Source organism: Mycobacterium sp. NBC_00419 (assembly GCF_036023875.1).
In the GTDB taxonomy this organism is placed as follows: Bacteria; Actinomycetota; Actinomycetes; order Mycobacteriales; family Mycobacteriaceae; genus Mycobacterium.
In genome coordinates, this window is record NZ_CP107931.1 from 291,559 (window position 1) to 312,398 (window position 20,840).

Consider the following 20,840-nt stretch of genomic DNA (forward strand, 5'->3'; position numbering starts at 1 on the left):
CAGCGGCCCGCTGCGTAGTGCAGTCACGTTGTGCCCCTTGCCATCGCAAAGCTGTAGCCGATGTGATCGGCGTGCCCGGCGGGAACGGCCGGGAAGACCACCGGAGCGGACAGGTCCCGGATCTCGCCGATGCGCTCGCCGACCGCCTCGATCGACCAGGCCGGCTGATACACCCCGGGTGCTTCGGCGACCACCACCCTGGCCACCCGTCCGGCGATGGCGGCCAGCGATTCGCCGGTGATGGAGCAGGCTTCGTGGGCCAGCCAGCCGACCACCGGCGCCACCAGTTCGGGTCCCATCGGCGGATACGCGGAGGTGTCGAGCCCCTCGGCCATTCTCGTCACCGCGCCGGGAACGATCACGTTGCACAGCACCCCGCGTGCGGCGCCTTCGAGTGCGACGACGTTGGACAAACCGATGATCCCCGCCTTGGCCGCCGCATAGTTGGCCACATCGTGGTTCCCGTACAGACCGCCGATCGAGGAGGTGAGCACCACCCGGCCGTACCCGGCCGCACACATCACCGGGAAAGCCGGACGCACCACGTGGAACGCCCCACGCAGGTGCACATCGAGCACGGCGTCGAAGTCGTCGTAGCTCATCTCCGACAGCGGTGCACGAAGCACGTTGCCCGCGTTGTGGATCAGAACATCCAGGCGGCCGGAGTGGTCCAGCGCGGCGGCGATCACGGCCTGGCCACCCTCGGCCGTCGCGACGGACTCGACACTGGCGATCGCGTCGCCCCCGGCCGCGCGGATCTCGGCCACCACCTGCTCGACGGGTTCGGCATCGACGTCGTTGACGACCACGTGGGCGCCCTTGGCGGCCAGCAGCAGGGCGTATTCGCGACCCAGGCCGCGACCGCCGCCGGTGACGACCGCGACCCGGCCATCGAACCTCAGCTCAGCCATCGGTCCCGAGTTCCAGCCCGGCGAGATCGCCGTTGTCACGCCATTCGCGCAGCAGGTCGTCGAATGCGTAGAACCCGGGCGAGTAGAAATCGCCGAGGAACGAGCCGTTGGCTTCCCCACCGCCGCGACCTTCGTTGTTGTAATAGCCAGGGGTACAGGTGAGTTCGAACGCCGAGTTGTCGATCGCCAGTTCCCTGACGGTCCGCACCCAGGCGTCCTGGCCGTCCTGACCCGGCTCGACTGTCGTCGCGCCCCGCTGTTGCGCCTCGCCGAGGATGTAGGCGATGTGCTTGGCCTGCTGCTCGAACATCGCGGTGGTGTTGGCCGAGACTCCGCCCTGGATGAAGCCGGTGAAGAACATGTTCGGAAAGCCCCGGGTGGTGATTCCGTGCAGTGTCTTGTAGCTGTCGTGCCAGTAGTCGAACAGCGACAGCCCGTCGCGGCCCTCGATGGTGTCGATCGCATACCGGCGGTTGATCTCGGTCGAGATCTCGAAGCCGCTCGCGAAGATGACGCAGTCGACCCCGTATTCGATGCCGCCCGCGACGATCCCGTTGGCCGTCAACCGTTCCACACCCTTGGTCTCGGACACGTCGACGAGGGTGACGTTGGGGAGATTGAAGGCGCTCAGATAGGTCTCGCTCGAGCAGGGCCGCTTACACATGAAGCGGTAATAGGGCTTGAGGGCCTCCGCCGTGGCGGGATCGGACACGATGGACGCGATCCGGCGGCGCAGCCGCTCCATGATCTTGAAGTCTTCTTCTTCCCGGATCGCCATGATCTGCTCGATGCTCAGCGAGGCGGGATCCTCGCTGGCCGCGATTCGGGCGGTCATGTTGCGACCCAGTTCGGTCCAGAAGTCGCACACCAGGTCCGGCTCGCCGAACACCACGCCGACGAACGGTGACCAGTTGTGGAAGTTGCGTTTGCGTTCCTCCTGCCAGCCGGGCTCCAGTTCGGCCGCCCACGTCGGATCGGTCGGTGTGTTGACCCGGTCGTCGACTGAGGAGGGGGTTCGTTGGAACACGAAGAGCTGCTTGGCATCTCGGCCGAGATGGGGAACCAGCTGCACGCCGGTGGCGCCGGTTCCCACCAATGCCACCCGTTTGTCGGCCAGCTTGTCCAGGCCGCCGATGGCGTCGCCGCCGGTGTAGTCGTAATCCCAGCGGGCGGAGTGGAAGACATGGCCTGCGAAGTCTTTGATGCCCGGGATGTCGGGTAGCTTCGGGCGGTTGTAGGAACCCTGCGCCATGACGATGAACCGGGCCCGGATGTCGTCCCCGCGGTCGGTGCCGATCCGCCACCGATTCAATGCGTCGTCCCAGTGCAATTCGCGTACCTGGGTGGAGAACAGCGCACCGTCGTAGAGGCCGAAGTGTTTGCCGATGTTGCGGCAGTGCTGGAAGATCTCGGCGCCGTCGGCGAACTTCTTCGACGGCATGAAACCGAGCTCTTCGAGCAACGGGATGTAGCAGTAGGCATCGTTGTCGCACTGGATCCCGGGGAATCTGTTCCAGTACCAGACGCCGCCGAAGTCGCCGGCCATCTCGATGACCCGCACACCTTCGATGCCGGCCTTCGTCAGGTAGGCCCCGGCCAACAGCCCGGCGAACCCCCCGCCGAGGATGACCACCTCGGCGTCCTCCACGACCGGGTCGCGTTCCGGCGCCGGCGAGTAGGGATCGACCTCGTAGAAATCTGCGAAGTCGCCCGTGAGTTCCAGATACTGGCGAGCGCCCTCGGGCCGCAGGCGCTTCGCCCGTTCGGCGGCGTACTTCGCCCGCAGTGCCTCGATGTCGATGTCGTCGGGTGTGTTCGTGGGCCCGCACTCGACGGTCATCGATTGCTCTCCTTGTCGAGCGCGCGGGGTTCACCGGCGCCCATGTATTTCGACAGCTGGTAGTGCAGGTTGACGGTGCTGCGCTCGCGGTAGGGGTTGGGCAGGGTGCCGGGGAAGCCCAGCGACTTCATCCCCTGTTGCACCGCGGCCATGTTCGAGAAGTCCTGCGGCAGCACACTGCGCCAGCGCGGGTCGCCGGCCGGGGTGTGCTCCCATTCGGTCTGCGGTTCTCCACCTTTGGGATAGAGCTCGTATACCGCGGCCTCGAAGATGCACCTGTCCGGGTTGTAGCCCGGGTCGGGCCGGGCGCTGTAACACAGCGCGCTGGTCAGCCCCTGGCCGATCTGGAAGTTCGGGAAGATCTGCCAGGCGGTGCCGCTCTGACCCAGCACGTCGGGCGGAATCTGCGGCCAGATCACGCCGCGGGCTTCGTCATCGCGGCGGGCCGAGGCCAGCCAGTGCTCGAGGACCTTGTCGGCCGGGGTGCCCTCGGGCAGTTCGTCGACCAGCCGCAGCGCGGCGTTGACCAGTGTCTGCGTCGTCGTCGCGTTGGTCTCCTCCATGGTGTACACCTGCATCTCCGCGGTGGAGATGCGCGGATCGCCGGTGCCCAGGCGGATCTTCGACTGCGTCTCGGCCATATCGTCGGGCGCGTCGTAACCGATGTTGCTGTGCTTGCCCTGCGCCCTGGCCCAGCCCTTGAACTCACCGAACCGGTTGAACTCCGGGTGGGTGGTGTAGACGTGGTAGGTCTCGTTGAAGGCCTCCAGCGCGACCTTCCAGTTGCAGTCGAAGTGCAGCCACTTGCGCCACTTGCACCGCATGTTCTCCAGTCCGAACGGGTCGAGGATCTTCGCCGCCGGATGCAGGTAGTCCTGCAGTGGCTCGCAGTCGGGGTCCATGTTGATGAACAGCCAGCCACCCCAGGTGTCGACCTGCACCGGACGCAGGTGGGTGTTGGCCGGTGTCAGCGCACCCTTCCAGTCCGCCTGCTCGCGGATGTGGGTGCAGGTGCCGTCCAAACCGTATGTCCAGCCGTGGAATCCGCAGACGAAGGATTTGCGGGCCCGCCCCACGGCGTTGCGGGCACCGGCGGGCGTGTCGACCAGCTTGCGGCCGCGGTGCATGCACACGTTGTGGTGGGCAGAAAACTCGGTTGGCCCGGTTCGCACCACGATGATCGAGTCGTCGAGGATGTCGTAGGTCAGGTAGCTGCCAACCTCGGGCAGATCCTCGACGCGGCCGACCTGCTGCCAGACCTTGCGCCACAGCCGATCTCGTTCGGCGCGGGCGTAATCCGGTGAGGTGTAGGCCGCCACGCCGATGGTCATCGGCTCCGCGAGCTCTTCGTCCATCAGATCCTCCGGATGTCTCTTCGGAAGGACTCGTCCTTCAGGAACAGCGAGGTGTTGTCGGCGCCGAGATGGCTCCACTTGAGGTCCAGGCCGCCGTCGACGAGCAACGTCTGGCCGGTGATGTAGCTGGACAGGTCGGACAGCAGAAACAGGATCGCGCCGGCCTGCTCCTCGGGTCGTCCGCGCCGCCCCATCGCGATGGCGGCCCGGTCCCGTTCGGGATCGTCGCCGGTGTAGGTGCGCGACGCCGCGGTCTCGGTGACGCCAGGCGCGACGGCGTTGACCCGGATGTCGTCGAGCGCCAGTTCGAGCGCCATGGTGCGGGTGGCGGCCACGATCGCGGCCTTGGCCGTGCCGTAGGCCACGTGGAACGGGGCGGTGTTCATCCCGCTGATCGAGGAGATCGACACGATGGAGCCGGGACCGCCGGCGGACCTGATCTCGGCGGCCACCGCCTGGCTCATGAAGAACATCGTCTCGAGGTTGGCCGTGAACAACTCCCGCCAGTCGGATCGGCTGACCCGGGTCGCCGGCATCCACGTCGACGGCGCCGCACCGCCGGCCACGTTGACCAACCCGTACGGCCGGCCCTCGGCACGGCGTACCGCATCGAGAGCGGTCGCGATGCCGTCGTCGGTCGACACGTCGGCCGCCACCGGAACGACCGGCAGACCTTCGGCCACCAGGGGTCCGATGTGGTGGTCGAGGTTGTCCGCCGACCGGCTGACCGCGATGACGGTGGCCCCGGCACCGGCCACCATCCTGGTAACGGTCGTGCCGATTCCGCCGCCGCCGGCGCCCGACACCACCACGATGCGGCCGTCGAGGCTCAGAAGATCAGCCATAACTCGCTTTCGCACGCTATTAGTCCGGACAATTAACGCCGCTCTACTAGATTGAGAACATGATTCCGCAGCGGTTATATCGCCGTCAAGGGGTGGTTTTGATCAGTCCAGCACTATTGTCTGGACTAAATCTGGTTGATACCGTCGCTCCGTGACGACGTCGCTGCAGGACAGCCGCTTGGCCGCTGCCGATCCCCCGCTCGTCTCCGAGGGGTGGACGATCCGACGGATCACCCCGCCGAGTCGGTTGTTCGGCGCCAACGGTCTGCGGACGGGCCCAGACGGCCGCATCTACATCGCGCAGGTCAGCGGCAGCCAGATCAGCGCTCTGGACATCGCGTCCGGACGCATCGAGGCCATCAGCCCCAAAGGCAGCGACATCGTCGCTCCGGACGACCTGGTCTTCGACGACGCGGGCAACATCTACGCCACCGAGGTGCTCAACGGCCGGGTCGCCGTCCTCGACGCAGGAGGCCACAGCCGGGTCCTGCGCGCGGACATGCCGGTCGCCAACGGCATCACCATGTACCGCGGACGGTTGTTCGTCGGCGAGTGCCGGCCCGGCGGGCGCATCCTCGAACTGGATCTGGCCGGCGGGGAACCACGCGTCCTGCTCGAGGACGTCCCGATGGCCAACGCCATGGAGGTGGGCCCCGACGGCCTGCTGTATTTCCCGGTGATGGGCGCCAACGAGATCTGGCGTATCGATCCCGACGCCCCCGCCGGGGCCCCCGAGGTCGTCGCCACCGAACTGGGTGTGCCCGATTCGGTGAAGTTCGACTCCGACGGATACCTCGTGTCCACCCAGGCGCACTCCGGACAGGTGCTGCGCATCGATCCGCGCACCGGTGCGAAGACCGTGCTGGCCGAGTTGCATCCCGGTCTGGACAACCTGACCTTCGCCGACGGTCGGCTGTTCGTCTCGAACTTCTCCGGCGAGATCACCGAGATCCTGGCGCCGGGCACGACGCGCCCGGTGCTGCCCGGCGGATTCAACTGGCCGCTGGATCTCACGGTCGCCCACGACGGCCGCGTGTACATCGCCGACGGGCCCTACCTGCACGTCGCGTCGGGCGACGGCACGGTGCGCCCGGTCGGCATGCTGTTCACGCCGGGATTCCCCGGCTACACGCGCGGCCTGGCAGCCTCGGGTGACGGTGAGTTCGTCGTCACGACCTCCAGTGGTCAGGTCGCGCGATTCTGGCCCGAGCGCGGTGAAAGCGACGTTCTCGCAGAGGGATTCGATCAGCTCTACGGTGTGGCGATCGCACCCGGTGGTGACGTGGTGTTCGTCGAGCAGGGCACCGGGCGGGTGCTGTCGGCTCGCTCCGGTCTCCTCGAGGTTCTGGCCACGGGCCTGGACACCCCGGTCGGGGTTGCCATCGCACCCGACGGCGCCGTCCTGGTCTCCGAATCGGGTGCCGGTCGCGTCGTCAGGCTCGGGGGGACGGCACCGCAGCCGGTGGTGGACGGACTGGGTTGCCCGCACGGCATTCTCGTCCTCGGCGAAGTGCTCTACGTGGTCGACGTGCAGGCCACGTCGCTGGTCGAGGTCGACCTGGCGAGCGGTGACCGGAACACCATCGCCACCGGCCTGCCGGTCGGTGCGCCGCCGGGAGTCACCCCCAAGCCGCTGCTGGGCATGCCCCCGTTCTCCGGGCCCCAAGGTCCGTTCACCGGTATCGCGGCCGGCCCGGACGGAACGATCTTCGTCTCGGCCGACGCCGAGGGCAGCGTGCTCGCGATTCGCCGGCGGAGCTGACATGTCCGAACCGGCCGCTGATCACCGCTACATCCAGCTCGCGCGCGTGCTCCGCAAGGAGATCGTCGACGGCGTGTACCCCGTCGGCTCGCAGCTGCCCACCGAACATGAACTCTGTCAACGGTTCTCGGTCAGCCGGTATACCGTTCGCGAGGCGCTACGCCGGCTGCGGGAGGACAATCTCGTCTCCTCGCGCCCGCGCGCAGGCACCATGGTCGTCCCACGGCCGTCCTCGCACGCCTATGTGCAGGACGTCGTGTCGATCAACGACCTGCTCGCCTTTGCCACGGGCGCCCGATTCGCGATCGAGTCGATCGCGACGGTCACCATCGACCGGGAGTTGGCCGCCCGGACCGGCCTGCCCGTCGGCGCGGAATGGCTTGCGGTGGTGGGATTCCGGCAGGTCGAGGGCTCCGATGCCCCGATCTGCCGAACCGAGTACTACATCAACCGGTCCTTCGCCGCCGTGGGCCGGATGCTGCAGAACCACACCGGACCGATCTTCCCGCTGCTCGAGGACCTCTTCGGCATCAGCATCGTCGAGGTGCGCCAGGAGATCGCCGCGGTGCAGATCTCACCCGAACTGGCCGCCACGCTCAAGGTCGCGCCCGCCACCCCCGCACTGCAGATGCAGCGGACCTACATCACGTCGGACTCGGAGATCGCCCAGGTCACCGTGAACACCCATCCGTCGTCCCGGTTCCGCCACTCGATGACGATGCGACGCGTGAAGGGCTGACAGTTGCGCACGGTGCCCACGGATTCCCAGCGAGCCACCGAGGCGTACGCCGGTGGACTCTGGGTCACCGGCACCCTCGCGGACTCGCTGCGCCAGGCCGCCGCGGTCACCCCGGAACGGGAGGTCCTCGTCGACGGACCGACCCGATTGGACTGCCGCACCCTGCACGAGCGCGCGGCCGCACTGGCTGCCGCCATGCTGGCGCGCATCCCGGTCGGCAGTGTGGTGTCCTTCATGCTGCCCAACTGGCACGAGGCAGCCATCGTCTACCACGCGGCGACGCTGGCAGGCATGGTGGTCAACCCCATCCTGCCGTCACTGCGCGACCACGAACTGAGCTTCATCCTGGCCGATGCCGATGTGCGGATGATCTTCGTTCCCGCCGAGTTCGGGGGCCACGACTACCCCGCGATGCTGGCCCGGGTGACCGCCGAGATGGCCGCTGCACCGCTGATCGTGGTGGTGCGCGGTCCGGCGCCGCCCGGTCAGACCGGCTTCGACGCGCTGTCCGGCCCCACACCCGTCGACTGGCCGGTGCTGGACGCCGACGCGGTGCGGATGATCCTCTACACCTCTGGCACCACCGGAAGACCCAAAGGTGTTCTGCACAGCCATAACTCGATCCACTCCCTGATCTGCCAGATCGGCCGCCACTGGCTCGTCGAAGCCGGCGACCGGTTCCTGGTGCCCTCCCCCATCGCCCACATCGGCGGCTCGATCTACGCCTTCGAATGCCCGATCCTGCTCGGCACCACCGCGGTGCTGATGGACCGCTGGAATGCCGATCGGGCCGTCGACCTGCTGGTCGCCGAGCGGTGCACGCACATGGCAGGCGCCACCCCGTTCCTCGAGCAGCTCCTGGCCGCCGCACGGCACAACGGCACCCGACTACCCGACCTGAAGGTGTTCATCTGTGGCGGTGCCTCGGTGTCACCGTCGCTGATCCGGAGTGCCGCAGACTATTTCGAGCGGGCCATCGTGACCCGGGTGTACGGCTCAACCGAGGTGCCGGTCACCACCGTCGGGTCGCCGGAGGATCCCGAACGGGCTGCCGACACCGACGGCCGCACCGGCATCGCGACCATCCGCATCGCCGAGCACGACGCAGCCCCGGACGGCGCGGGTGAGATTTGGGCCCGCGGGCCGCAGATGCTGGTGGGTTACCTGCACCCTGACGACGATGCCGACGCGTTCGACGCCGACGGCTACTTCCGCACCGGCGATCTGGGCCGGCTGCTCGACGACGGCTATCTCGTCGTCACCGGGCGGGCCAAGGACATCATCATCCGCAACGGCGAGAACATCGCCCCCAAGGAGGTCGAGGACGTGCTGATCGGCCATCCCGACGTTACCGAGGTCGCCATCGTCGGCCTTCCCGATCCGCGCACCGGGGAGCGCGCCTGCGCGGTGATCGTCAGCCGCGCAGCGCCCGGCCCGACCGTGGCCGAGCTGAGCGAGTTCCTGGCGGCGCACGGTGTGGCCAGGTTCAAGAGTCCCGAACACGTTGTCGTCTGGGACGCCCTGCCCAAGAACGACGCGGGCAAGGTTCTCAAACATCGGATCCGAGCAAGGTTGGTGGACTCCCATGAGTGACATGCCCGTAGCGATCGTGACCGGCGCCAGCAGCGGAATCGGGTTCGGCTGCGCGACAAAGCTGGCCGAGTCCGGCATGGCCGTCGTGGGGACCGGCCGAGATGCCGACCGGCTCCACGGTCTGGCCGAGGCGATCGGCGATCCCGACCGGGTCGCCATCCTGGCGGTCGACCTCACCGATGACGACGCCCCGCGGCGGATCGTCGAGCTGGCCTTGTCACGGTGGGGCCGGATCGACGTCCTGGTCAACAACGCCGGAGTCGGTAGCCCGAAGCCGCTGCACGAGACCGACGACGAGACCTTGGACTACTTCCTCGGTGTGATGCTGCGCGCGCCGTTCCGGCTCGCCCGCGACGTGATCCCGCACATGCGGCCCGGCTCGGCCATCATCAACATCACCTCCACCTTCGCCGTCGTCGGCGGACTGCGTGGCGGCGCGTACTCCGCGGCCAAGGGCGGGCTGACGGCGCTGACCACCCACATCGCGTGTCAGTATGGGCCACAAGGGATTCGATGCAATGCGGTGGCCCCGGGCGTGACCGTCACCCCGATGGTCGAGCACCGCCTCGACGACGAGCGGTTCCGCAAGATCAACACCGAGATGACCCCGTACCCGCGACTCGGCCAGGTCGACGACATCGCGTCGACCGTCGCGTTCCTGTGCTCTCCCGGTGGCAGCTTCATCAACGGCCAGACCATCGTGGTCGACGGCGGCTGGAGTTCCACCAAGTATCTGTCGGAGTTCGCGCTGTCCTCGCAGTGGATCGCGCGTTGAACGTCTTCGCGACGCTGGACCAGGCCGCGGCCCGGTTCGGCGACAGCGGCGCGGTGTATCTGGGCGAACGCTGCCTGGTCACCTGGAACGAGTTGCGGGACAGGTCGTTACGGCTGGCCGCATCGCTGCGGCGCTCACATGAGCCGGGTACCCGCATCGCAGTCGCCAGCGAGAACCGGCCGGAGATCATCGAGTTGTTCTATGCGGTCTGGGCCGCCGAGTGCGTCGTCGTGCCGGTGAACTTCAAACTGCATCCGCGCGAGATGACACAGATCCTCGAGGACTCGGGCGCGGCGGCGGTGTTCGCCTCCCCCAAGATCGGGCCGAACCTGGCTGCCGCCGCACCGACCCCGGTGGAGATCATCGGCAGCGCCGAGTACGAATCCCGCGTGAGCACAGCGCCCGCCGCCGCGCCGTCCACCGACCCCGCGGAGCTGGCCTGGCTGTTCTACACCAGCGGAACCACCGGACGTTCCAAGGGCGCCATGCTGTCCCATCGCAACCTGACCGCGATGACCGTCGCGCACCTGGCCGATATGGACAGCCCCGACGACACCTGCAGCCTGGTGCATGCGGCCCCGATGTCGCACGGTTCAGGCCTCTACATCGCGCCGTATGTGCTGCGCGGCGCCCGTCAGGTTCTGCCGGCCTCCGGGGCGTTCGATCCCGGGGAGTTCCTGGCTCTGTGCGCACACCACCCCGGATCGAGTGCCTTCTTGGCGCCCACGATGATTCAGCGACTCGTCGAGACCGGCCGCGACAGGCCGCCGAACCTGCGCACCATCGTCTACGGCGGCGGACCGATGTACGTCGAGAGCCTCAAGAAGGCGATGGCGGCGTTCGGGCCGATCTTCGCCCAGATCTACGGGCAGGGCGAGGCACCGATGACGATCACCGGCCTGCGCCGAGCCGACCACGACTCCCCCGACGACGCGGTGCTTGGCTCGGTCGGCTACCCGCGCTCCGGGGTCGAGGTCCGGGTGCTCGGCCCCGACGGCGCCACGGCACCCACCGGCGACATCGGTGAAATCGTCTGCCGCGGAGACGTTGTCATGTCGGGCTACTGGAACAACCCGGCAGCCACCCGTGCGACCGTGCGTGACGGCTGGCTCTACACCGGCGACATGGGTTCACTCGATGCGCGCGGATATTTGACGTTGCGAGACCGCTCCAAGGACGTCGTGATCTCCGGTGGCAGCAACATCTACCCGCGAGAGGTCGAAGAGGCGCTGCTGGAACATGCCGAGGTGACACAGGCCGCCGTGGTCGGCGCACCCGATCCGGAGTGGGGCGAGATCGTGGTCGCCTTCGTCGTCGGCACGGCCCCCGAGGCGGCACTGGACGCACACCTGCTGGAGCGCATCGCCCGCTTCAAACGTCCCAAGCGCTACCTGTTCGTCGAGGACCTACCGAAGAACAGCTACGGCAAGGTGCTCAAACGCGAGTTGCGTGCCCGGCTCGGGTAACGACATTCTCGCCTGCATAGAATGCCGGTATGTCCCAGGATTACCGCTTCGTCACCTATGAAGAACTCGACGAGGGCCGCATTGCCCGCATCATGCTCAACCGCCCCGACGCCCGCAATGCCCAGAACCGAGGCCTGCTCGTCGAGTTGAACGAGGCGTTCCTGCGCGCCGAGGCTGACGATCAGGTTCGCGTCGTCATCCTCGGTGGCCTCGGGCCGATGTTCTCCTCGGGCCATGACCTCGGTTCGGCGGTCTCGCGCGCCGAATACACCCCCGGACCTGATCAGCACCCCAGCTACCAGGTCAACGGCGGCACCAGGGAGGGCGCCGAGAAGTTGATGCTGCAGGAGTGGCATCACTTCTTCTCCAACACGCGGCGGTGGCGCGATCTGCGCAAGATCACCGTCGCCCAGGTGCACGGCGACGTCTACGCCGCCGCACTGATGCTGATGTGGGCCTGTGACCTGATCGTGGCCGCCGAGAACACCCGGTTCGCCGACGTTGTGGGCACCCGGCTGGGCATGTGCGGGGTGGAGTACTTCGCGCATCCGTGGGAGTTCGGACCCCGCAAGACCAAGGAACTCATGCTCACCGGCGACGCGCTGACCGTCGACGAGGCCTATCAGCTCGGCATGGTGTCGAAAGTGTTCCCCGAAGACGAACTCGCCGAGAAGACACTGCAGTTCGCCCGCCGCATCGCCGAGGTCCCGACCGTGGCCGCCCTACTGGCCAAGGAGGCGGTGAACCAGACCGTCGACAACATGGGGTTCCACAACGCGCTCAACGCCTGTTTCACGCTGCACCAGCTCAACCATTCGCACTGGGCACAGGTGCACGAGAACGGATTCCCGGTTGCCCTGGAAGAAGACGGCATTCCGAACTGGCGCAACGCACCACCGATTGTGCCGGCGGTCAAGGACCAGGTCCGCGCCCAGGACTGACCGGGCTAGCCCCGGCGCACTGTCACAGGTAACGGCAGCACGTCGGGTTCGACCTTCTTGATCGATAAAGAGATATCGGGATCGTCACGCTGATGGCGAAATCCCCTGGTCAGCGCAACCGGAATTGACAGCGCCGCGATTGCCGTACATACGCATCGCTAACACGCGAACGACTCCGAGCAGGGTCGACAATCATTTGTAGGCAACATAATTCGTCGAATACGCAAAATCAGGCCAGCCGATTGCGTTCGTATTGCTCGCGTTTTTTGCGCTGTGCGCCATAGGTTTTCGTGAAACGTGATGGAAACCACAGGTTTTGGCGAGATCAAATTTGTGTTGTTACGTTCGATCGCATGTATCAGATTGCGACCGCGTCGTTGCTGGCCCTGATCAATCAGGTAGCCGGCACGCCGTACATCCCTGGCGGTGACAGTCCCGCCGGCACCGATTGCTCGGGGCTGGCCTCGTGGGTGTCCAACGTGGCCACCGGACGGCCCGCCTTCGGCAGCCGCTTCCACACCGCAAACGAAGAATCCGCTCTGCTCGCCCGTGGGTTCCACTACGGCACCGCACCCAACTCTCTGGTGATCGGCTGGAACGGCGGCCACACCGCTGTCACGCTGCCCGACGGCACTCCGGTGTCCAGCGGCGAAGGCGGCGGCGTGCGCGTCGGTGGTGGAGGTGCCTACCAGAGGCAGTTCACCCATCACATGTATCTGCCGATGCCGGCCCAGGAAATGCAGACCGACCCCGCAGCACCGCCCGCACCGGATGCCCCGGTCGTCGTCGTCGACGTCGCCAACCCTGAGCCGCCGGCGCAGGCCCCCGCGCCCGATGCGCCGCTGCCTCCGCCGCCGGCCGAGGTGCTACCGCCCGCGCCCGGTGTCGTGCCTGTCGCCGACGTCGTCCCGCTGCCGGGTGATCCCGCCGGGATGCCCGCCTGACCCCACCGCTGGGAAGCCCTGCTGGCTGAGCAGCTTCGCGCCCGCCTCGCGGGCCGCGGCTGGACGGGCCAGCACCACTGTGACGACCAGCGTGAGCGCGCCGATGGCCAAGCCTGGTCCCCACAGCGCCGAGCCGGTCGGCAACGGTACGACGTTGCGGTACAGCGTGTATCCCAGCAGCGCCAACCCCAGCACCGGGATCACCACCTCCCACCTGCCGACCTCGCCGCGGTTTGAGAAGAACAGCAGACGAAGGGCTCCCAGCGTGGCCAGCGCGTAGGCCACCAACAGGATGAGCGTGCCCGCGGTTGCCGAGATCGTGAACACGTCGAACGGCGCCGCGTGCAGGACCGCCCACCCGAGTCCCTGGATGCATGCCACCAGCACGACGCCGGCCGTCGCCGCCCGATGCGGCGTGTTCCGGGACCGGTGGACGGTCGCCAGCGCGGCGGGACCCATTCCGTCGCGGCTCAGCGCGAAGATCAACCGGGATGCGCCCACGACACTGGCCAGGCAGCAGGCCGCAGCGCTGAAGGTGGCGCCGACGACGATCACGTAGGACAGCCACGGCGCGACGTACTGCTCGGACAGATCGCCCATCAGCGCTTCGGATTTCGTGAAGGCCGCAACACCTTGCGCGTCGGTGCCGAACGCCATCATCTCGATGGCGGTGACGACGACGAAGAAGACGCCACCGAACAGGGCGGTGCCGAGGATGGCTCGAGGGATGTTGCGGCGCGGTTCGCGGGTCTCCTCGCCGAGTGTCGCCGCCGCCTCGAAACCGGCAAAGGACAAGAACCCGAACACGATTCCGAGGAACACCGTCGATACCGATGTCCCGGGCGACACGCTGAACACCGAGAAGTCGACTCGCTGCCCCGCGGGGGCACGCCCGGTGATCAGCTTGCCCAGTGCGATCGCGGCGACCACCAGGATCAGGGCAATGGTCACCCCTTCGACAGCCAGCAGCAGCGCCGTCCCGCGCTTGATGTCGCGGACCGCCAGCAACCAGACACCGGCCAGCACCAGCCAGGCGAACAGGAATGCTGCCCAACCCGGTATTACATTGGGCCCGAGAACTTTTCGGGCCAGATCGGTCAGGAAGATGCCGGCCGCGGTGGATGTCACAGCACCGTAGAAGATGTAGGTCCCGGCATTGAGCCATCCCGCGACACTGCCGCTGCGCGGTCCCAGCGTCACACCGACGAAGGCATACACACTGCCCGCGTGGCTGAATCGTGCCGACAGCCTGACGAATGTGTGGGCTATCAGCAGGACACCGACGGTCGCCATGAGGAATGCCAGCGGTACGGCACGACCGACGGCGGCGGCGGTGCCTTGCGGATTGATGTTGATGGCCATCGACGGGGCCATCAGCGCCACCGAAACCCCGACGGCGGACCACACGTTGAGCGTGCGCCGCAAGGTCGGGCCCGCCTCGCGGTCATGTCCGGCAGCCATGGATGAACAGGGTAGGCCAGCGCACGCCGTCTCAGGGGTTGATCGTGTTCTCCCCTACCTGCCGGCCCCAGACGTATTCGGTGAGAAGCGGCTGACCCAGTTCGAAGTGGTTGTAGGGCGCGATCGATGCGCCGTCGTCGACCACCAGATACGGTGCGGGCCAGAAGTTCCGGTCGATCTTCTGCCAACACCCCGGCGCACCGCCCGGGCCGCCCCGGCCGTTGGTGCGCGGCAGGTTGTCGGGGTACACGTAGGGGTTTGCGGCGCCGAGGATCTCGGTGACCGTGTTCAGCGAGTATCCGTTGCCGCCGAACGCCGCCAGGGCGGCCGGCGACGCCTCGGCAATGTTGCGGATCGCGCAGAAGATCTCCGGGCTGTACTTGTCCAGCAGACGGGTGCTCGGCACCAGGTCGGATGCGGCACGCACCAGGTAGGGACTACTCCGTTCGAAGACGTCGGCGCCGGTATTGCCGAATCCGATGCTGGCCAGCAGCGCCGCGTCGATGTCCTTCTGCTGGCTGTTGAGCGAGTCCGCGGTGGTCAGGGCGTTCTCCAGGCCGTCCCACAGCTGCGGACTGGCCTTGGCATAGACGTCGGCGAGGTCGGCGAAGCGCTGGATGTCGTAGCGGATCTGTGGCATTTGCGGGTTGATGTCGTCGAGGACCGCATTGCCGTTGACGATGGATCGGCCGAACTTCTTGCCCAGTCCGTCGAGCGCTTCAGCGGTGGCCGACAGGGTCAGGTTGAGCTGGATCGGGTCCACTTTCTCGGCGATCGAGGTGACGGTCTCGAACAGCGTGTTGAACTCGGTGGTGACCGAGGAGGCGTCGATGACGTCGGTGCCGCGGATGCGGGCGGGCGTCGGGTGCTCGGGAGCCGTCAGTGCCACGTATTTGTTGCCGAACACCGTGCTCGCCTTGATATCGGCGTGCACGTTGGCCGGGATCGCCGCCAGATAGTGCGAATCGACGTCGAGGGTCACCCGCGCGGCCGACTTTCCGCCGCGGTCGGTCGACGACACCGTGGCGACCCGGCCGATCACCACTCCGTTGTAGGTGACCTTCGACCCGGGCTCCATCACCAGACCAGCGCGGTCGGACACCATGGTCAAGGTGGTCTTCGGGGACAGGTCTCCGCGGAACTGCAGGTAGATCAGCGCCAACACCACAGCACAGACGACCAGCGTCACCAGACCGGCCGTCTTGAGTGGGGGGCGATTCATCGCAGGGCCCGCCGAGTGCGACCGCCGTACATCCCGCCTCCTTCCCCGACCCGAAGCGAATGGCCTCCGCCCAACCGCCGATGGGCAGTGGGGCGAACCACAGGAATGTACCGGAGCAGCGAATTAGCTTGAAGGCCATTTCGCATATTTCGCCGCAAATTGGATAGCGCCGAATTAGTTACCCAGGGGAAAGTTTTAACGGCTCAGTCGAATAGTGTTGCTGTACAGCGGCTTCTACCGGTAGACGCCTTTATTGACGAACGTTGCAATAAATGGGCCTCGAATGCGAGATGGTTTGCTCTGCGAACTAACCCGGGTCCGGGTGGACGACAACGGTGGTACCGCGGCCCCGCGGGGCCCGTCGAGTGCGGCCAAAGCTACTCCAGTTGGCAGTGGAGTCGGGATAATCGACAGAGCTAGGGCGACTACGCCAGGGCGGGAACAGGCTCAGCGAGGAGCGTACGACTCATGTCCATCATCGAAGCGGACCCAGTGACCCAGTCGGGATTCGACGAGGAGGTCGCCAGCACGCAGCGGTATTTCGACAGCCCGCGGTTCGAGGGCATCACCCGGCTCTACACCGCCCGGCAGGTCGTCGAGCAGCGCGGCACGATCCCGGTCGAATACTCGGTGGCACGCGAGGCGTCCACCGCTTTCCACGCCCGGCTGCGCGAACTGTTCGGCCAGAAGAAGAGCATCACGACCTTCGGCCCGTACTCGCCCGGGCAGGCCGTGACCATGAAGCGCATGGGGATCGAGGGCATCTATCTGGGCGGCTGGGCGACATCAGCCAAGGGCTCGGTCACCGAGGACCCGGGACCCGACCTCGCCAGCTATCCGCTCAGCCAGGTCCCCGACGAGGCGGCCGGCCTGGTGCGCGCGCTGCTGACCGCCGACCGCAATCAGCATTACCTGCGGCTGCAGATGACCGAGGAACAGCGGGCTGCCACGCCTGCGGTCGACTACCGGCCGTTCATCATCGCCGACGCCGACACCGGCCACGGTGGAGATCCGCACGTCCGCAACCTGATCCGCCGCTTCGTCGAGGCCGGGGTGTCCGGGTACCACATCGAAGATCAACGGCCCGGCACCAAGAAGTGCGGCCATCAGGGCGGCAAGGTTCTGGTCCCGTCCGATGAGCAGATCAAGCGCCTCAACACCGCCCGGTTCCAGCTCGACATCATGCGGGTGCCCGGCATCATCGTGGCCCGCACCGACGCCGAGGCGGCCAACCTCGTGGAGAGCCGCTCCGACGAGCGCGACCAGCCGTTCCTGCTCGGCGCCACCAATCTCAAGATCCCGCCCTACAAGGCGTGTTTCCTGGCGATGGTGCGCCGCTTCTACACCTCCGGCGTCACCGAGCTCAACGGCCACCTGCTCTACGCGCTGCCCGAGGGCGAGTATGCCGTCGCCGATGCCTGGCTCGACCGGCACGGCATCACCGCCGCCATCACCGAGGCGGCCGCCGCGTGGCAGGACGGCCGCGCACAGTTCCTCGATCCGCTGTTCGACAAGGTCGAGTCCACGTTCGTCGAAGCCTGGCAGGACGACGCCGGGCTGGAGACCTACGGCGACGCCGTGGCCGAGTTGCTGAAGTTCCGCGAAAGCGAGGGCGAGCAGCTGGAGATGAGCGTGGCGGACTGGAACACCTTCGCCAAGACCGCATCGCTGTACGCCGCGCGGGAGAAGGCCCGCACGCTCGGGGTCGACGCCGCCTGGGACTGCGAGCGCGCCAAGACACCGGAGGGCTACTACCAGGTGCGTGGCGGTATCCCCTACGCGATCGCGAAATCCCTTGCCGCGGCACCGTTTGCGGACCTGCTGTGGATGGAGACCAAGACCGCCGACCTTGCCGACGCCAAGCAGTTCGCCGACGCCGTGCATGCCGTCTACCCGGACAAGATGCTGGCCTACAATCTGTCCCCCTCGTTCAACTGGGACACCACCGGGATGAGCGACGAGGAGATGCGGGCCTTCCCCGAGGAAATCGGCAAGATGGGCTTCGTCTTCAACTTCATGACCTACGGCGGTCACCAGATCGACGGTGTCGCGGCCGAGGAGTTCGCCACCGCACTTCGCCAGGACGGCATGCTGGCCCTGGCCCGGCTGCAGCGTAAAATGCGCCTGGTCGAATCTCCTTACCGCACACCGCAGACGCTGGTGGGCGGTCCGCGCAGCGACGCCGCACTCGCCGCGTCGTCGGGTCGCACCGCCACCACCAAGGCGATGGGGGCGGGCTCCACGCAGCACCAGCATCTGGTGCAGACCGAGGTGCCCAAGAAGCTCCTCGAGGACTGGCTGGGACTCTGGAGCGAGCACTACGACCTCGGCGAGAAGCTGCGGGTGACCCTGCGGCCCCGCCGCGCGGGTTCCGATGTCCTCGAGTTGGGCATCTACGGCGCCGACGACGGCGAGAAGCTGGCCGACGTGGTCTTCGACCCGATCAAGGACCGGCACGGCCGCAGCATCCTGCAGGTCCGCGACCAGAACACCTACGCCGAGAAGTTGCGGCAAAAGCGGCTGATGACGGTGATCCATCTCTGGATGGTGCACCGGTTCAAGGCCGACGCCGTCTACTACGTCACGCCCACCGAGGACAACGTCTATCAGGCCGACAAGATGAAGGCCCACGGCATCTTCACCGACGTGCACAAGGACGTCGGCGAGATCCTGGTGGCCGACGTCAACCAGGATCGCATCGCCGAGCTGCTCGAGCCCGACCGGGCGGCACTCAAGCGGCTGATCACCAAGGCGGACTGAGCTGCCCTGGGGCGCCGTCGGCGTCAACCTGCTGCTGTGTGCTCTGGTCGTCGCGGTGTACTTCGCCGCGATCATGGCCGTGTCGATCAGGGTGCGCAACCAGTCGATCGTCGACATCTTCTGGGGTCCGGGCTTTGTCGTGGTGGCCGCGGTCAGCTACCTGGCCTCCCGGCAGGCCGGCGGCGACGATGTCCGTCGCCTCGTCGTGCTCGTCCTCACGGCGATCTGGGGACTTCGCCTCGGGTTGCACATCGGGGTGCGCAATATCGGCCACGGTGAGGACCCTCGCTACGTCGCCATCATGAGCCATCGGTCCGGGTCGATCGTCGGGTTCGTCGCCCGCAAGATCTACCTCCCGCAAGCCGTGATCCTGTTCGTCGTGTCGCTGCCCGTCCAGTTCGCGATGTATCAACACGCGCCACTGGGAGTCGTTGGTGCGCTGGGTATCACGGTGTGGCTGGTCGGTTTCCTCTTCGAGGCGCTCGGCGATCTTCAGCTGAGCCGATTCAAGAGGGATCCGGCCAACGCCGGGCAGATCATGGACCGCGGTCTGTGGGCGTGGACGCGGCACCCGAACTACTTCGGCGACGTCTGCGTGTGGGTGGGCCTGTGGTTGCTCGCCTTCGGGCATCCGGGCGGCCTGCTCGCCGCGGTCTCCCCGCTGTTGATGGGGTTCTTCCTGGTGCGGGTCAGCGGTAAGGCGCTGCTGGAGAAGAACATGCGCCGAAGCCGCGGACCGGCCTATGACGCGTACGTGGCGCGAACCAGTGGCTTCTTCCCGCGCCCGCCGCGGCGGAGCTGACCGTCTAGCAGTGGGCCAGCACGTCGATCATGGCCGCCTTCTCCTTGGCCGCCACCCACAGTCCGTACGCGGTCTTGACGGCGACCTGGCGGGCGACGAAATCACAGCGGAACGCGGCATTCGGCGGAAGCCACGAGGCGGCGTCGCGAAATGCCTTGTCGAAGTTGGCCTTCGGGCTCACCGCGAGAAGATTGCGCGGATCGTTGGCGAAGTCGAGCCGGCGCTGCGGATCCCAGCCGCGGGCGCCTTTGTACCAGGCGTCGGCCAGCGCGACGACGTGGTCGATCTCGATGGTGTTGGAGGTATCGGGGCCGCGGACGAAGTCGATGGTGGCACCGGTGTAGGGGTCGCGCAGGACGCCGGTCTGCGCGTAGCAGGTGCCGGGTCGAACGACGAGGTTGGTCAGGTCGCGGCGCAGGATGTCATCGCGCGTGTTGCACCCGTTGCGGCCGAACTCGACATCGACGTCGTCGCTCCAGGCCTTACCGAAACGCCAGCGCTGGAAGTCCTGCGTGCGGTCCCACCCTTTGACGGGCAGTGCGGCGAGTTGGGCGCGGGCCTGGTCGAATCGCGGGGTGGGACCGTCCGCCGAGGCCACCGGAGCCGTTGGCTGCGCACTGCGCGAGGTCGTCGGGGTCCACGTCGGTGAGGGTCCGGAGTGGCGGTTGTCGGCCTGCTGCCGATCCCAGAGCACCAGTCCCAGAACCGCGGCCACCACGAGCACGGCGAGCACCGCGAAGCCTCCGCGCCGGCGGCGCTTAGACGTCACGGCCGTCGTCGAGGTAGGCCACGATGGCGTTTGTCAGGCCGCGGCGCGCCTCGTCGAGGTCGGCATAAGTGCCAAGCTGTTTCTCGGAGGCGATGCCACGCATCGCACCGGGGATCAGGGTGGCCACCTCACGGACCCGCTGCGGGTCGACGTGAAGATCGGCGAACGCCTTCTGGCAGGTTTCCAGCCAGCTCTGGCGCCAGGAGATCAACTCCGCCGCGGTCTGCGGATAGAGACGCTCGAGTTCGGTGTTCTCGCTGGGCAATACGGCGCGAAGATTCTCGATGGCCCGCGAATCACGGTTGGTCAGCCCGTCATAGAGGGTGTCGATGATCCGGGACACCCGCTCGCGCAGACTGGCCGGCCGGTCCGGCGGCGTGAATAGGTTCGCGCGCCGCTCGGCGGTGTGGCGCAGCATGGCAGCCCAGAACCCGTCGGTGTCGCCGAACTGGTACTGCACGGTGCCCCACGTCGCGCCGATCTCCTTGGCGATGCGGTTGGCCGACACCGCACCGGGGTCACCGGATGCCAGCGCGGTCAGGGCCGCCTCGAGCAGGTTCTCGCGCGTCGCCGAACCTCGCCGGTTCGGCCGCCGCCGTGCGCTGTCCGCCTCCGCCACCCCTGGATCGTAGCGGCCGCGCATGTTTCATTGACA

Annotated in this window: 17 protein-coding genes; 9 read left to right on the forward strand and 8 right to left on the reverse strand. The window is 67.1% G+C overall.

The features are described from left to right. Nucleotides 1–23: 23 nt before the first annotated feature. The 4 genes from OG976_RS01455 to OG976_RS01470 are packed head-to-tail and all read right to left on the reverse strand — an operon-like array spanning nt 24 to nt 4,951. Nucleotides 24–911, reverse strand: coding sequence for an SDR family NAD(P)-dependent oxidoreductase (locus tag OG976_RS01455; RefSeq protein ID WP_328356902.1), 888 nt, complete (start codon nt 909–911; stop codon nt 24–26). Next, nucleotides 904–2,751: a flavin-containing monooxygenase gene (locus OG976_RS01460; protein ID WP_328356905.1), complete on the reverse strand. Its 1,848-nt coding sequence runs from the start codon at nt 2,749–2,751 to the stop codon at nt 904–906. The genes OG976_RS01455 and OG976_RS01460 overlap by 8 nt, the downstream gene beginning before the upstream one ends. Then, nucleotides 2,748–4,106 (reverse strand): aromatic ring-hydroxylating oxygenase subunit alpha, encoded by a 1,359-nt coding sequence (locus tag OG976_RS01465; protein WP_328356907.1) that lies wholly within the window; start codon nt 4,104–4,106, stop codon nt 2,748–2,750. Before OG976_RS01465 ends, OG976_RS01460 begins: the two co-directional genes overlap by 4 nt. Continuing rightward, nucleotides 4,106–4,951 carry an SDR family NAD(P)-dependent oxidoreductase gene (locus OG976_RS01470; RefSeq protein ID WP_328356909.1) on the reverse strand — a complete coding sequence of 282 codons (846 nt, stop codon included), beginning with the start codon at nt 4,949–4,951 and terminating at the stop codon, nt 4,106–4,108. Before OG976_RS01470 ends, OG976_RS01465 begins: the two co-directional genes overlap by 1 nt. 151 nt (nt 4,952–5,102) lie before the next feature. Between OG976_RS01470 and OG976_RS01475 the strand changes: the two genes are divergently transcribed. The 7 genes from OG976_RS01475 (at nt 5,103) to OG976_RS01505 (ending at nt 13,171) form a co-directional block, all read left to right on the forward strand. After that, nucleotides 5,103–6,713, forward strand: coding sequence for a Vgb family protein (locus OG976_RS01475; protein ID WP_328356911.1), 1,611 nt, complete (start codon nt 5,103–5,105; stop codon nt 6,711–6,713). Between the two features lies 1 nt (nt 6,714). Next, complete coding sequence (locus OG976_RS01480) at nt 6,715–7,452, forward strand: GntR family transcriptional regulator (protein WP_328356914.1); 738 nt, start codon at nt 6,715–6,717, stop codon at nt 7,450–7,452. 3 nt (nt 7,453–7,455) lie between these two features. Further along, complete coding sequence (locus OG976_RS01485; protein WP_442930404.1) at nt 7,456–9,045, forward strand: AMP-binding protein; 1,590 nt, start codon at nt 7,456–7,458, stop codon at nt 9,043–9,045. After that, nucleotides 9,038–9,820 carry an SDR family NAD(P)-dependent oxidoreductase gene (locus tag OG976_RS01490; protein ID WP_328356920.1) on the forward strand — a complete coding sequence of 261 codons (783 nt, stop codon included), beginning with the start codon at nt 9,038–9,040 and terminating at the stop codon, nt 9,818–9,820. Before OG976_RS01485 ends, OG976_RS01490 begins: the two co-directional genes overlap by 8 nt. Then, nucleotides 9,805–11,286 (forward strand): AMP-binding protein, encoded by a 1,482-nt coding sequence (locus OG976_RS01495; protein ID WP_328356923.1) that lies wholly within the window; start codon nt 9,805–9,807, stop codon nt 11,284–11,286. The genes OG976_RS01490 and OG976_RS01495 overlap by 16 nt, the downstream gene beginning before the upstream one ends. Before the next feature lie 29 nt (nt 11,287–11,315). Continuing rightward, nucleotides 11,316–12,227, forward strand: coding sequence for an enoyl-CoA hydratase (locus OG976_RS01500; protein ID WP_328356926.1), 912 nt, complete (start codon nt 11,316–11,318; stop codon nt 12,225–12,227). 353 nt (nt 12,228–12,580) lie between these two features. Beyond that, entirely contained in the window at nt 12,581–13,171 is a 591-nt protein-coding gene (locus OG976_RS01505; protein WP_328356929.1) for a peptidoglycan endopeptidase, read from the forward strand. On the opposite strand, the gene OG976_RS01510 is transcribed toward OG976_RS01505, so the two are convergent. Together OG976_RS01510 and OG976_RS01515 are read right to left on the reverse strand one after the other, a co-directional pair. Next, nucleotides 13,094–14,632 (reverse strand): APC family permease, encoded by a 1,539-nt coding sequence (locus OG976_RS01510; protein ID WP_328356932.1) that lies wholly within the window; start codon nt 14,630–14,632, stop codon nt 13,094–13,096. The genes OG976_RS01505 and OG976_RS01510 overlap by 78 nt on opposite strands. 31 nt (nt 14,633–14,663) lie before the next feature. Continuing rightward, the gene (locus OG976_RS01515) at nt 14,664–15,854 is read right to left on the reverse strand and encodes an MCE family protein (protein ID WP_328356935.1); all 1,191 of its coding nucleotides are present in this window, start codon (nt 15,852–15,854) and stop codon (nt 14,664–14,666) included. Between the two features lie 468 nt (nt 15,855–16,322). On the opposite strand from OG976_RS01515, the gene aceA reads away from it, so the two are divergent. Together aceA and OG976_RS01525 are read left to right on the forward strand one after the other, a co-directional pair. Further along, nucleotides 16,323–18,614: an isocitrate lyase ICL2 gene (gene aceA, locus OG976_RS01520; protein WP_328356938.1), complete on the forward strand. Its 2,292-nt coding sequence runs from the start codon at nt 16,323–16,325 to the stop codon at nt 18,612–18,614. 55 nt (nt 18,615–18,669) lie between these two features. Continuing rightward, nucleotides 18,670–19,416, forward strand: coding sequence for a DUF1295 domain-containing protein (locus tag OG976_RS01525; protein WP_328356941.1), 747 nt, complete (start codon nt 18,670–18,672; stop codon nt 19,414–19,416). A gap of 4 nt (nt 19,417–19,420) precedes the next feature. On the opposite strand, the gene OG976_RS01530 is transcribed toward OG976_RS01525, so the two are convergent. Next, entirely contained in the window at nt 19,421–20,185 is a 765-nt protein-coding gene (locus OG976_RS01530; protein ID WP_328356944.1) for an HNH endonuclease family protein, read from the reverse strand. Next, nucleotides 20,175–20,804, reverse strand: coding sequence for a TetR/AcrR family transcriptional regulator (locus tag OG976_RS01535; RefSeq protein WP_328356946.1), 630 nt, complete (start codon nt 20,802–20,804; stop codon nt 20,175–20,177). Before OG976_RS01535 ends, OG976_RS01530 begins: the two co-directional genes overlap by 11 nt. Nucleotides 20,805–20,840: the final 36 nt, after the last annotated feature.